The following is a 12,756-nucleotide window of genomic DNA, read 5'->3' on the forward strand; positions in this document are numbered from 1 at the left end:
TTTTGAAATTTTGCCCCCTACCCCGCCTGTGGCGGTACTTCCCCCGCAGGCGGGGGAAGATTTTAAAACTACCACAAAACCAGATCTGCCCCCGCTTGCGGGGGAAGTGGTCGAGCAGAGCGAGACCGAAGGGGGCAACACTTGCAAGCGGTTAGATTAAATAAAAAATCACTTTTTTTGCATAATTATTCATTCTGAACTTGAAATCAAAATCGAAAATGCCTAGACTAATCCCCATTCAAATCAAGAAAAACAGGAAATGAAATGGCACAATATAAAATTTTTGTGGACGGTGTGGTCGGCACAACGGGCTTGCGAATCCACGAACGGCTGAGTGGTGATCCGACCATTCAGCTTTTAACCCTACCCGAAGCGGAACGCAAAGATCTCAACGCCCGCCTTGCTAAAATCAGCGAGGCGGATTTAACCTTTCTCTGCTTGCCCGATCAAGCCTCAAAGGAAATTATTACCCTCGCACCGCCTACTGCTCGTATTTGCGATACCTCAACCGCTTTCCGCACCGCCCCCCAATGGGTTTACGGCTTGTGTGAATTAACGGGGCAGGCAGAAAAAATCGCCCAAGCCAACCGCGTCGCCGTCCCTGGTTGCCACGCTACGGGCTTTATCAGCCTTGTGCGTCCGCTGGTGGAAAAAGGGGCGTTGGCGGCGGATTATCCGCTGAGTTGCCATTCCCTCACAGGCTATTCAGGCGGCGGCAAAGCGATGATCGCCGATTATCAAAACCCCGATCGAGCCAACGAATTTAACGCCCCTCGCATTTACGGCTTAACCCTCAGCCACAAACATTTGCCCGAAATGAAAGCGATGACGGGCATCGCCCACGCCCCGATTTTCAGCCCGATTGTGGCGGATTTTTACAGCGGAATGATCGTGAGCGTCCCCGTGCCGTTTTCAGCATTTTCCGCCGACTATCAATCGGGATCGGCGGTGGTTCAACTGTTTGAAAAATATTACGCCAACCGACCGCTTGTAACCGTCCACTCTTACGGCACAAGCCCTGAAAACGGAATGTTGGCGGCGAATGGCTTGGCAGGGCGAGATAATTTGGAAATTTTCGTGTTTAGCAACGCAGATCATCTGGTGCTAACCGCTCGTTTCGACAATTTAGGCAAAGGGGCTTCGGGGGCGGCGGTACAATGTATGAATTTAATGCTCGGCAGAGCCGAAACCGCAGGCTTAGTGTTATAAAAGAGGCAAAAAATGATTGAAACGCTAAAACAGATTTCCCCGTTCATTCAGCAATATCAAGGTCAAACCATTGTGGTGAAATATGGCGGCAATGCGATGATTAACGCTGAACTTAAACAAGCCGTAATGGCGGATATTCTGCAACTGCACCAGCTTGGAATGAAGATCGTCCTCGTACACGGCGGTGGCCCTGAAATTTCGCAAGGCTTGAAATTGCTTGGCAAAGAGAGCCAATTTATCAACGGCTTGCGAGTTACCGATCAAGATACCATTGATGTGGTGCTACAAATGCTGGCGGGCAAAGTGAATAAAAGCCTCGTTGCACAATTACAGGGCAAGGGCATTGGCTTGTCGGGGATTGACGGCGGTTTGTTGCAATGTGAGAAATTAACGGGCGAGGTCGATCTCGGCTTTGTGGGCGAGATCGTCAAAGTGAATAGCAAGGTGCTAGAAATGGCTCTTGCAAGCGGTCTGATCCCCGTGATTTCTACGGTGGGGGCGGATCAAAACGGCACGATCTACAACATCAACGCCGACACCGCCGCCAGCCAAATTGCGATTGCGTTAAAGGCGACAAAATTGGTGAGTATGACCGATATTGCAGGGCTGTTGCGGGATCGCAATGATGAAAGCACCTTGATCCCTCACGCCACTTTGGCGGAAGTGGAAACCTTGATCGCCGAGGGCGTGATCGCAGGGGGAATGATCCCGAAAATTGCCTGTTGCACTGATTTCATCAAGGCAGGCGGACAGCAAGCGGTGATTTTAGACGGGCGAGTACCGCACGCCATTTTAACCGAAATGTTGAGCGACCAAGCCAACGGCACGCGTTTTTCTCGGAATTAGGTAAAAAAGATGACAGATAATCAACAAATTAAACAACTGGATAGCGATTTTATCGCCCAAACTTACGGCAGATTTGAGCTCGCTCTTTCCCACGGTAAAGGGTGCGAAGTGTGGGATTTTGAGGGGAATAAATACCTTGATTTTACTAGCGGAATCGGCACTAATAGCCTTGGTTGGGCGGACAATAATTGGCTTGAAGCGGTAACGGCACAAGCAGGTAAATTACAACATACGTCCAACCTGTTCTACACCGAACCTGCTGGGCGTTTGGCTCAAACCCTCGTCAATGCAAGCGGTCTGAAACGGGCGTTTTTCTGCAATAGCGGGGCGGAAGCCAACGAGGGCGTGATTAAAACCGCTCGCAAATATAGCTTCGACAAATATGGCGAAGGGCGAGCGACCGTATTAAGTTTGCAAAATTCCTTTCACGGACGAACGATTTCCACCCTCGCCGCCACGGGGCAAGCGGTGTTTCATCACTCTTTTTTCCCGTTCACACAAGGCTTTGAACACTTGCCTGCCAACGATCTCAACGCCCTTGCCGAACGCCTCAAAACAGGCGATGTGTGTGCGGTAATGTTGGAAGTTGTGCAGGGTGAGGGCGGCGTTTGTGCCTTATCGCCTGAATATCTGCACGGGGTGCAAGCCTTGTGTGCCGAGCAAGATATTTTGTTGGCGATTGATGAAGTGCAAACGGGGATTGGTCGCACGGGAACGTTGTTCGCTTATCAACAATTTGGCTTAAAACCCGACCTCGTTTCCCTCGCCAAAGGCTTAGGCGGCGGCTTGCCGATTGGGGCGTTTTTGTTGGGCGAAAAATGCCAAACCACCCTCGGCAAAAGCGATCACGGCTCAACCTACGGCGGAAACCCTGTCTGCTGTGCGGCGGCAAATGCAGTGTTGGCAAAATTAGATGAAACCTTTCTTGCGGAAGTCAAACGCAAAGGCGAAAAATTACGCACCGCCTTGCTCGCTTTACCCAAAGTGAAAAGCGTCAGCGGATTAGGCTTGATGATCGGGGTGGAATTTGAGGACGGCACCACCGCCAGCGAAGTGGTCGCCAACGCAATGGCACAAGGGGTGCTCACCCTCACGGCAAAATCCAAATTACGCCTCTTGCCACCACTGATTATTTCAGACGAACAGATCGACCACGCTATCGCTGTGTTAAAATCGGTGCTAAATTCAGCGAATTAACCTTGAATTAGTTGTGGGATTTAAACAGGATTTTCGGTATCATAGTGCCAAAATCCTGTTTTATTTTGGATTGCAAGCGGTGTGATCTGCCCCCGTTACGGGGGAAGTACCACCGAAAGGTGGGGTAGGGGGCAACAAGCGGTTAGCCCCCTTCGGTTTCGCTACGCTCAACCACTTCCCCCGCCAGCGGGGGCAGATTTTAATCAATAACTAAACAACAAGGAAATCCTATGCTACAACAAGCAATCATTGACAAGCTCAATGAACAAATCAACCTTGAATTTTATTCTTCCAACGTCTATTTGCAGATGAGTGCGTGGTGCTCGGCGAATGGTTTTGAAGGGGCGGCGAAGTTCCTACTTCGCCACGCAGACGAAGAATTAGAGCATATGCAAAAATTGTTCGACTACGTTTGCGAAACAGGGGCGTTGCCGATTTTAGGCAAAATTGAAGCCCCTCGCAAAGCGTACGGCTCGCTCAAAGAGCTGTTTGAAATTGTGCTGGCTCACGAAAAACACGTTACCGACAAAATCAACGAACTCGTTGAAGTTACCTTTGCCGCCAAAGACTATTCCACCTTCAACTTCTTGCAATGGTATGTCGCCGAACAGCACGAAGAAGAAAAATTATTTGGCGAAATTATGGACAAATTTACCCTCGTGGGCGAGGGCGGAAAATCCCTCTATTTCGTGGACAAAGATCTTGAAAACCTCGATCAAGGAGCTGAATAATGTTATCGCAAAATATCGTCAAATCACTCAACGACCAACTCAACCTCGAATTTTATTCGTCTAACGTTTACCTGCAAATGTCGGCGTGGGCGGATAACAACGGCTTCGCAGGGGCGGCGAAATTCCTCAAAGCCCACGCCACCGAAGAAATGGAACATATGCGTCGCCTGTTTACCTACCTCAATGAAACAGGTGCGTTAGCCGAAATCGGTGCGATTGAAGCCCCAAAAGCGGACTACGCCAGCCTCAGACAGCTGTTTGAAATTGTGTTTGAACATGAAAAACACGTTACCGCCAAAATCAACGAATTAGTCGAAATGACCTTCGCCCAAAAAGATTATTCTTCGTTCAACTTCCTACAATGGTACGTTGCCGAACAACACGAAGAAGAACGCTTATTCAAAACCATTTTGGATAAATTCAATCTACTCGGCGAAGACGGCAAAGCCTTATACTATATCGACAAAGATCTCGAAAAATTAGCGGAAACGTCGCACTAATAAAAAACTTCACAAGCGGTCAGATCAGCAAAAATTTCCCTGATCTGACCGCTTGTTTTTTCTGCTTGAAATTTAACGCAACCGTTTGCTTTTTGGCGTAAGTTAAGCGAAAATTCGCCCCTCAAATTTTTCCTTGATTTTCCTTTCTTTTTTGAGGTTTTTTATGTCTTTATTTCAGCTTGAAGAACGTGGTTCTTCGGTGCGTCAAGAAGTGGTGGCAGGTTTAACCACCTTTTTGGCGATGGTTTATTCGGTAATTGTTGTGCCGAGTATGTTGAGCAACGCAGGTTTCCCTGCGGAATCGGTGTTTATCGCCACCTGTTTGGTGGCAGGGCTTGGCTCGATTTTAATCGGTTTATGGGCGAACGTGCCAATGGCGATTGGCTGTGCGATTTCGCTTACCGCCTTTACTGCATTCAGCCTCGTGCTAGGGCAGGGCATTTCCATTCCTGTCGCACTCGGGGCGATTTTCCTAATGGGCGTGATTTTTACCCTTGTGTCCGTAACGGGCGTGCGTAGCTGGATTTTGCGTAACCTACCGTCTAGCATTGCCCACGGGGCAGGGATCGGCATCGGCTTATTCCTACTGTTGATTGCGGCAAACGGCGTGGGCTTGGTGGTGAGCAACACCGCTGGGTTGCCGGTGAAAATGGGCGAATTTATGTCGTTCCCTGTGATTATGTCGTTGCTCGGCTTGGTGGCGATTATCGGCTTGGAACGCTTGAAAGTGAAAGGCAGCATTTTATGGGTGATTATTGCGATCACGATTGTCGGCTTGATTTTCGACCCGAACGTGAAATTCGGCGGTCAAATCTTCAAATTACCGAGCTTCGGCGAAAATTCCCAACTGTTCAACCTTGATATTATGGGGGCGTTGAACACCGCCATTTTGCCCGTGGTTTTTGCCCTTGTGATGACCGCTATTTTTGACGCAACAGGCACTATCCGTGCGGTGGCAGGTCAAGCGAATTTGTTAGACAAAGACGGTCAAATCATCAACGGCGGACGTGCTTTAACCTCGGATTCGGTCAGTAGCATTCTCTCGGGCTTATTCGGCACAGCCCCTGCGGCGGTTTATATTGAATCAGCGGCAGGTACGGCAGTCGGTGGCAAAACAGGTTTAACCGCTGTGGTGGTGGGCGTGTTGTTCCTCGTGGTGCTGTTCTTCCAACCCCTCGCGTTCTTAGTACCAGGTTACGCCACCGCTCCAGCGTTAATGTATGTCGGCTTGTTGATGTTGAGCAACGTGTCAAAACTCGACTTTGACGATTTTATCGGGGCAATGTCGGGCTTGGTGTGTGCGGTGTTTATCGTACTAACGTCCAACATCGTCACGGGCATTATGCTTGGCTTCGCCACCCTCGTGCTTGGTCGGATCGTGGCAGGCGAGTTCAAGAAATTGAACCTCGGCACGGTCGTGATTGCGGTGGTGCTGGTCGCTTTCTATGCTTTTGGTTGGGCGATCTAATTTTTAAACCTTAAAACAAGGGGGTAGATTCTTGAAATTTTTCAGAATCTACCCCCTTGCATTTGGGCTATCGGATTATTGCCCTTTGATTCCCCCAAATTCTTCGCTCAATTTAGCGGTAAACAGGCGAAGTTCTTCGGTCATTAGTAAGAAATCGGCATCGAACCGTTGAGCCACATCTTCTTTGAGAATATCATCATTTTTCTCTCGCACTTCATCGGCAAATTTTAGGCGTGAGAATGTGCCGTCCTCATTTAACATCAGTGAGAAATGGCTTTCCCAATCCAAGCCGAGCTTGGTGATTTGCTTGCCTGCGGACAGATGCCCGATCATTTCCTCACTTTCCAGATCTTGCCGTTTACAACGGATCACACTGTCCGTCTCGAACGATTTTAATTCTGCTTCTTCCAACAAATTCAACCAACTTGGGGTATGCCCTTTGGCGATCCACGCCGTCATCACTTCGCTTGGCGACAAATTAAACGCCAACGGCACAACAGGCAACGAGCCTAAGGTTTTGCGTAACAGGGCGAGGGTGTCTTCCGCCCGTTTGGACGAAGCACTATCCACATAAATCAACTGATTTTCCAAATCCAACCAAAGGGCGGTGAATTGATGCTTACTGAACGCACGCGGTAACAACATCGCCACCACATCATCTTTAATCGCCTGTTTTTCGATCTTTTTCAGCTTGCGAGCCTCTTTCTGTTCAAGGGCTTCAATGCGAGACTCACTCTCTTTTTTGACCACATTGGCGGGCAGGATTTTTTCCTCTTTGTGCGACACCAACAAAAACTGCTTGCCCTGCGAAAAGTGCAACAATTCGCTGGTGGCAAGGGGTTCGTTCCAGCCAAATTTACTCATATCGCTCTGCTGGCAAGGGTGGAATCTGGTGGCTTGCAGTTGTTGATCGAGTTCCTCACTGCTCAAAGAAAGGGGGCTAGTGAGGCGGTAAATCATCACATTTTTAAACCAAAACATATCAAAAAGTCCTATTTAGGGTAGAATGTGCCTATTTTACCGAAGATAAGCGATAAAAGGGGAAAACTTTATGCAACAGAAAAAAATCGCCTTTATTGGGGCGGGCAATATGGCGATGGCGATCATTTTAGGGCTGGTAAAAAGTGGCTACCCAACTGCTCAACTGGCGGCGTGCAATAAGAGCAATCAAGCTCGCCGTGCGGAATTGGGGGCGATGGGGATTGCGGTCAATTTGAGCAATCGTGAGGCGGTGGAATGGGCGGACGTGGTCATTTTGGCGGTCAAACCGCAGATGATGGCGGATGTTTGTGCCGAATTTGCCGATTTGGATTTAAGCTCAAAGTGGATCATTTCGGTGGCAGCAGGGATTTCGGTGGATCGTTTGTCGCAAATTTTGCCAACTGCTACCCAGATTATCCGCACAATGCCGAACACGCCTGCCTTGATCGGTGAGGGAATGACGGGGCTATTTGCAAAAAAATCCGTTGATCCGGCCGCTTGCGAGTTCGCTCAATCGCTGTTGTCGGCGGTGGGCAAATGTTACTGGGTTGAGCAAGAACCTCAGCTCAATCAGATTATTGCGATTACGGGGTCGAGCCCTGCCTATTTTTTCCGCTTTATGGAAGCGATGCAACAGAGTGCGAACAAAATGGGATTTAGCGAGGCGGACGCTCGCCAACTGGTGCAATCGGTGGCGGTCGGGGCGGCTCAAATGGTGGTGGCGAACCCTAATTTGTCTTTGGCGACTTTACGCGAAAATGTAACCTCAAAAGGTGGCACAACAGCGGCGGCGTTGGCGGTGTTTGAGCAGGCGAAATTGGCGGAAACCGTTGAAAACGCAATGGCGGCAGCTATCGCAAGGGCGGAGGAAATGGAGCGTTCCTTATGATCAAACTCACGCCATTCCAATGGTCGTCCTTTAACTTTTTCGGCTTTTTTTGTGCTTACGGCGTGTTGTTGCCGTTCTTTCCCGTTTGGTTGAGCCAGCAAGGGTATAGCACCGAAACGATCAGCTTGCTGATCGCCCTTGGCTATCTGTTCCGCTTTTTTGGGGGAATGTTACTCTCGCAACGGATTAAAGATTCCGCCCAACTGATTCCGTTCACTCGCTTTTTAGCGTGGTTTACCATTGCGATTTTGCTCGGCGTGATGTGGGCAGGCGGTCAGTTTTGGCTGTTGTTGCCGATTTTGGGGCTTTTCCACATTATCAACGGCGGGGCGATGCCGATTAACGAAACCATTGCTTCAACGTGGCAACGAGAGGTGGGAATGGATTACGGCAAGGCTCGGCTGTTTGGCTCGGTGGCGTTTGTGGTTGGTTCGATTAGCACGGGCTACCTCGTCAGTTGGCTGGGTGAGCAGGCGATTGTTTGGATTATGGCGAGTTTTACCCTACTTCTTGCAAGTGGTCTGATGTTGCCCGTCAATCACCGTTTCGCCCCCTCGCAAACCAAGGCGAGCGACACCGCTCAACTCAGTTATTGGGAAATTTTCAAAGATCCGACCGCTTGCAGAATGTTGCTGGCGGTGTCGTTCGTGCAGGCAGGACACGCCGCCTACTATGCGTATAGCACCTTGCATTGGCAAGCGGCAGGCATTTCCACCCAAACGTCCAGCCTACTTTGGGGGGCGGCGGTGGTGGCGGAAATCGGGCTATTTTTCTTCGCTACCCGCCTGTTTACCAATATCCGCATTTACCAACTGGTGCTGATCGGCACGCTCGGGGCGATGATCCGCTGGGCGATAATGGCGTCCACCACCAACGTGGCGATTTTGCTGTTCGCCCAACTGCTACACGCCCTCAGTTTCGGAATGACCCACTACGCAATGATCCGCTACATCGCCACCCAAGAAGCGAATAAAATCGCCAAACTGCAAGGGCTTTACTTCGGCTTGGCAAGCTGCGGCGTAATGGCATTATTCACCCTCTTTGCCGGCATCGCCTACAACATTTCCGCCGAAACCAGCTTCTGGCTAATGGTCGTGCTAGTCGTCCCTGCGATTTTCCTCACCCCGAAAGTGGTGGCTTCCAAGATTTCTTCGCAGTAGGCAAGCGGTGGGATTTGAGGAATTTTTCAAAGATGTTATTGATCACCCCCTTCGGTCTCGCTACGCTCAACCACTTCCCCCGCAAGCGGGGGCAGATCAGCTAGTATCTTTCTAACGAGGGAAGATCTTAAAATTTCCGCAGAATAGATCTGCCCCCGCTTGCGGGGGAAGTCCCCTGCGAAGCAGGGGGTAGGGGGAAATTTTTTCAGAAATCTCACCCCTTGTAATACTTATTTAGACAATAAAAAACCGCCCATTTAGGCGGTTTTTTAGGCTTTTTCCTTAGGGAATTTAGCCCATTCTATTCACAGCAATATGAGGAAAACAATCTTGAATATCTTGCTGTAATTTTTCTAGCATTGCGTAGCGTTTGCGGTACATTGAACGTTTATTACTCGCAATTTCTTCTAAGGATTTTAATTGTAAGTCCGTTGGAATATGCCAATAATTGTCGTTTAATGTGGCATTATTTTCTTCCCAAAATTTATCATAATTAAATAATAATTTAGAACGATCATTCCAACGATATTTAGCTTGATTGGAATGAGGAATGCCGAATAATTCTAGATCAAATAATTGACTGATCTGTTTTGCCGCTATCACTAACATAAACATCGGTCTGATGCCGTGCATTTTTTTCGTTACCGTTTTCATTAGGGTAACAGCATTTTCTTCTTTTGAGCCTTGAATAGAAGAAATTAAAAGCTGTTTTGTATTTAAAAATGAAAAAGTGGCGTTATAAATAATTCTATTTTCATTATCTTTGAGATTGATTGCCCAAAAACCTTCCGTTGGGTCAATATCATTGATTGTTAAGCAAAGGCGTAAATCATCGGTCAGCGTAGAGAGTACAATCTCTTCATTATTCAATAATTTTAAACAAAGTGGTGTTGAAAATAATTTTTCCATTGTGTCAAAATTATTGATAATGGCTTCCAAACGTCGTTTTTTATTAAATGATTTATCGCAATAGATATTGAGCAATGCATTTAGTCTAAAATAATCTTGACGAAAGAGCAGTTTCCAATGGCGATGTTTTTCAAGATAGTTGACAAGCTGATCACATTGTGTGCAACACCATCTTTTCCGATATTGGTAACGAATATATTCTCGTAAAACTTTTATTTTACGTTTTTCATTATGAAGAAATTGATTAAAAGTTGGAAAAGTAAATTGTTGATCCATTTTTCCCCTCAATTAAAAATTTATAAGATGTTGTATTGAACCAGTGAGTTAAAACAAAATTACCGACTATTTTAGCACAATAACCACAAATTAAATATGGTGTTGTGAGTTTTTTGTGAGCATTTAAAAGGTTAGCAAAGAAAGGTGGATTTGAAATAATTAAAGGGCAGACAAAAGTCTGCCCTAATATCAGAGAAGAATGAGTAGATAAGTTATTATTACCACCCTAGGGCTTGGTTTGCGAGCCATTTGCGGGTGGGGGTATGGTGGGTGAGGGTGAGTAAGCCGAGGTTGCGTAGGGCTTGGACGGGTAGAAATTCGCAACCAAAGAGGGAAATCAGACCGCTGGTTGAGCGGATGATGCGGTCTTGATCGGCTTTTCGGTGGCGTTCAAACTCGCTTAATAATGTGTAGTCGCCGAGATCGTTACCTGCTTGGAAAGCAGTAGCGACTTGTTGGGCGAGGGCGAAGAGATCTCGCATTCCGAGGTTGAAGCCTTGTCCTGCCACGGGGTGTAGCAGTTGAGCGGCGTTGCCGACAATCGCAAGGCGATGATGAATATGAGCTTCCGCTTTTTGGGACGTGAGCGGATAAGCGAAGCGTTGGCTGGCTCGTTCAAATTTGCCTAATTTCCAACCAAATTGCTGTTGCAGTTTGGCGAGAAAATCAGTTTCGGAAAGCGTGAGCAAATCCTCAGCCTGCTTGACGCACCAAACCAACGACATTGTTTGATCGGCAAGGGGCAATAAGGCTAACGGACCTTGCGAAGTAAAGCGTTCAAAGGCTTGTTGATGATGAGGTTCGCTGATTTTGACATTGGCGATAATTGCCGATTGTTGATAATCTTTCAGCAACCGCGTTTCCACCCCGCATTGCTTGGCGATTTGGGATTGAATCCCGTCCGAACACACCAGCAACGGCGTTTCAAGCCTTGTGCCGTCTTGCAAGGTAAGTTGGCAAATTTGGGGCGTGCGTTCAATTTGCTGAATCGTATTCGGGCAAAACAGGCTGATATTCAGCTGTTTGGCAAGGCAAGCGGTCAGTTCCTGCCCAATTTTTGCCAGTTCGACCACCCTGCCTAAATAGGGTAATTTCATCTCGGCGGCGGAAAGGGTGGTTTTGCCGAAATGCCCTTGATCAGAAACGTGGATTTGCTCAATCGGGGTGCTGATTGGCTCAATTTTTTCGAGTAAGTTACCCCTTGCAAGCGGTAGGATTTTACGAAATTTTTGCAATGTGCCGTAAGCGAGGGCGATGGAACGAGCGTCAAATCCCCCCTGCTCAGCGAAATTAGGTGGGCTTTTTTCGATGATTGCAATCTGCATTTGGTGCGAGCTGAAACTGCTCAACGCCAAGGCTAACACCGAGCCTGTTATCGCCCCACCGTTGATTACCACGTCAAATTTTTGTGCCATTAGCGAACCTCAATCAACGGCTTTGTGGAATCCGCCGTACGCAGATAACCCACGGGGAAAAGTGGCACATTGGCTTGTTCCGCAAGAGTTTGCACCGCAGAAATGGCGTTCGGTTTCACCGCAATCAATAATCCACCTGAGGTTTGTGGATCGCACAAAATCGCTTTTTGTTGTGGGTTGAGGGGCGAAATCAGATGCTCGTAGCTGTTGAAATTGCGTTGCGTTCCGCCTGGGATTGCCCCCTGTTGCAGATAATCTTCCACCCCGTCTAAGGTTTGAATTTGGGCGAAATCGACTTCCGCTCGCAAGTTCGAGCCTTGACAAATCTCGCTCAAATGCCCCAATAAGCCAAAGCCCGTAACGTCCGTCATCGCGGTTACGCCCGCTAATTTGGCAAATTCCGCCCCGATTTTATTCATCTGGCACATCGTATCCCGTGCCAAATGTTGATGTTCGGCTCGCAATTTGCCCTGTTTTTCGGCGGTGGTCAAAATGCCGATACCGAGGGGTTTGGTGAGAAATAAGGCACAATCCGCTTCGGCTGAGGCATTTTTCTTGATTTGAGCGGTGTCCACCACGCCTGTTACCGCCAGCCCAAAAATCGGTTCGGGCGAGTCAATAGAATGTCCGCCTGCGAGGGCGATCCCCGCTTCGGCACAGGCGGCTCGTCCGCCCTCTACAATCTTTTGAGCCACTTCCGCAGGTAACTTATTGATTGGAAAGCCTAAAATCGCAATCGCCATAATCGGCTTGCCGCCCATTGCGAAAATATCGCTGATCGCATTGGTCGCCGCAATTCGCCCGAAATCAAAGGGATCATCGACAATCGGCATAAAAAAATCGGTGGTGCTGACAATCCCAATGCCGTTGCCGAGATCGTACACCGCCGCGTCATCTTTGGTTTCGTTGCCGACCAACAAATTCGGGTCGATAAATTTCGCTTGTTCGGTGGCGAGAATTTGTTCTAACACTTTCGGGGAAATTTTGCAGCCGCAACCTGCCCCGTGGCTGTATTGGGTCAAGCGGATAGATTCGTTCATTTTTTGCCTCTTTCGTTGTCGAAAATGCCGATATTTTACGCCATTTCCGCCCAAAAACGAATGTGATTTCGTCGTGTAAATCCGCTTTTTTTGTAGGGGAAGATTTTCTATAATTACGAACCATTCTCAACTATA

The 12,756-nt window shown here is 48.2% G+C and carries 13 protein-coding genes; 9 read left to right on the forward strand and 4 right to left on the reverse strand.

Going from position 1 to position 12,756, the window contains the following annotated elements; genetic code table 11:
• Window positions 1–28 precede the first annotated feature (28 nt).
• The 7 genes from B0187_RS10405 to B0187_RS01830 all read left to right on the forward strand — a co-directional run bounded on the left by B0187_RS10405 (window position 29) and on the right by B0187_RS01830 (window position 5,951).
• Complete coding sequence (locus tag B0187_RS10405; RefSeq protein WP_281247589.1) at window positions 29–160, forward strand: hypothetical protein; 132 nt, start codon at window positions 29–31, stop codon at window positions 158–160.
• 104 nt (window positions 161–264) lie between these two features.
• Window positions 265–1,209, forward strand: coding sequence for an N-acetyl-gamma-glutamyl-phosphate reductase (argC, locus tag B0187_RS01805; RefSeq protein ID WP_078236159.1), 945 nt, complete (start codon window positions 265–267; stop codon window positions 1,207–1,209).
• 12 nt (window positions 1,210–1,221) lie between these two features.
• Entirely contained in the window at window positions 1,222–2,055 is an 834-nt protein-coding gene (gene argB / locus B0187_RS01810; protein ID WP_078236160.1) for an acetylglutamate kinase, read from the forward strand.
• A 9-nt stretch (window positions 2,056–2,064) separates the two neighbouring features.
• Entirely contained in the window at window positions 2,065–3,252 is a 1,188-nt protein-coding gene (locus B0187_RS01815) for an aspartate aminotransferase family protein (RefSeq protein ID WP_078236161.1), read from the forward strand.
• Window positions 3,253–3,482: 230 nt separating this feature from the next.
• Complete coding sequence (gene ftnA / locus B0187_RS01820; protein WP_078236162.1) at window positions 3,483–3,983, forward strand: non-heme ferritin; 501 nt, start codon at window positions 3,483–3,485, stop codon at window positions 3,981–3,983.
• Window positions 3,983–4,483, forward strand: coding sequence for a non-heme ferritin (gene ftnA / locus B0187_RS01825; protein WP_078236163.1), 501 nt, complete (start codon window positions 3,983–3,985; stop codon window positions 4,481–4,483). Before ftnA (B0187_RS01820) ends, ftnA (B0187_RS01825) begins: the two co-directional genes overlap by 1 nt.
• A 163-nt stretch (window positions 4,484–4,646) precedes the next feature.
• Window positions 4,647–5,951, forward strand: a complete 1,305-nt coding sequence (locus B0187_RS01830) for an NCS2 family permease (protein WP_078236164.1) — start codon at window positions 4,647–4,649, stop codon at window positions 5,949–5,951.
• 75 nt (window positions 5,952–6,026) lie between these two features.
• Here B0187_RS01830 and rdgC read toward each other — a convergent pair whose 3' ends face one another.
• Window positions 6,027–6,932 carry a recombination-associated protein RdgC gene (gene rdgC / locus B0187_RS01835; protein WP_078236165.1) on the reverse strand — a complete coding sequence of 302 codons (906 nt, stop codon included), beginning with the start codon at window positions 6,930–6,932 and terminating at the stop codon, window positions 6,027–6,029.
• A gap of 70 nt (window positions 6,933–7,002) precedes the next feature.
• Between rdgC and proC the strand changes: the two genes are divergently transcribed.
• Complete coding sequence (gene proC, locus B0187_RS01840; protein WP_078236166.1) at window positions 7,003–7,821, forward strand: pyrroline-5-carboxylate reductase; 819 nt, start codon at window positions 7,003–7,005, stop codon at window positions 7,819–7,821.
• A complete protein-coding gene (locus B0187_RS01845) occupies window positions 7,818–8,981 on the forward strand; it encodes a 3-phenylpropionate MFS transporter (RefSeq protein WP_078236167.1) in 1,164 nt (387 codons plus the stop codon). The genes proC and B0187_RS01845 overlap by 4 nt, the downstream gene beginning before the upstream one ends.
• Window positions 8,982–9,272: 291 nt before the next feature.
• Here B0187_RS01845 and B0187_RS01850 read toward each other — a convergent pair whose 3' ends face one another.
• From B0187_RS01850 to selD, 3 genes are all read right to left on the reverse strand, one after another.
• A complete protein-coding gene (locus B0187_RS01850; protein WP_078236168.1) occupies window positions 9,273–10,166 on the reverse strand; it encodes a VirK/YbjX family protein in 894 nt (297 codons plus the stop codon).
• Window positions 10,167–10,384: 218 nt separating this feature from the next.
• On the reverse strand, window positions 10,385–11,581 hold the full coding sequence (ubiH, locus tag B0187_RS01855) for a 2-octaprenyl-6-methoxyphenyl hydroxylase (RefSeq protein ID WP_078236169.1): 1,197 nt from the start codon (window positions 11,579–11,581) through the stop codon (window positions 10,385–10,387).
• Window positions 11,581–12,621, reverse strand: a complete 1,041-nt coding sequence (selD, locus tag B0187_RS01860; RefSeq protein ID WP_078236170.1) for a selenide, water dikinase SelD — start codon at window positions 12,619–12,621, stop codon at window positions 11,581–11,583. The genes ubiH and selD overlap by 1 nt, the downstream gene beginning before the upstream one ends.
• Window positions 12,622–12,756 lie beyond the last annotated feature (135 nt).

This window comes from Haemophilus paracuniculus (genome assembly GCF_002015115.1).
Lineage (GTDB): Bacteria > Pseudomonadota > Gammaproteobacteria > Enterobacterales > Pasteurellaceae > Haemophilus_E > Haemophilus_E paracuniculus.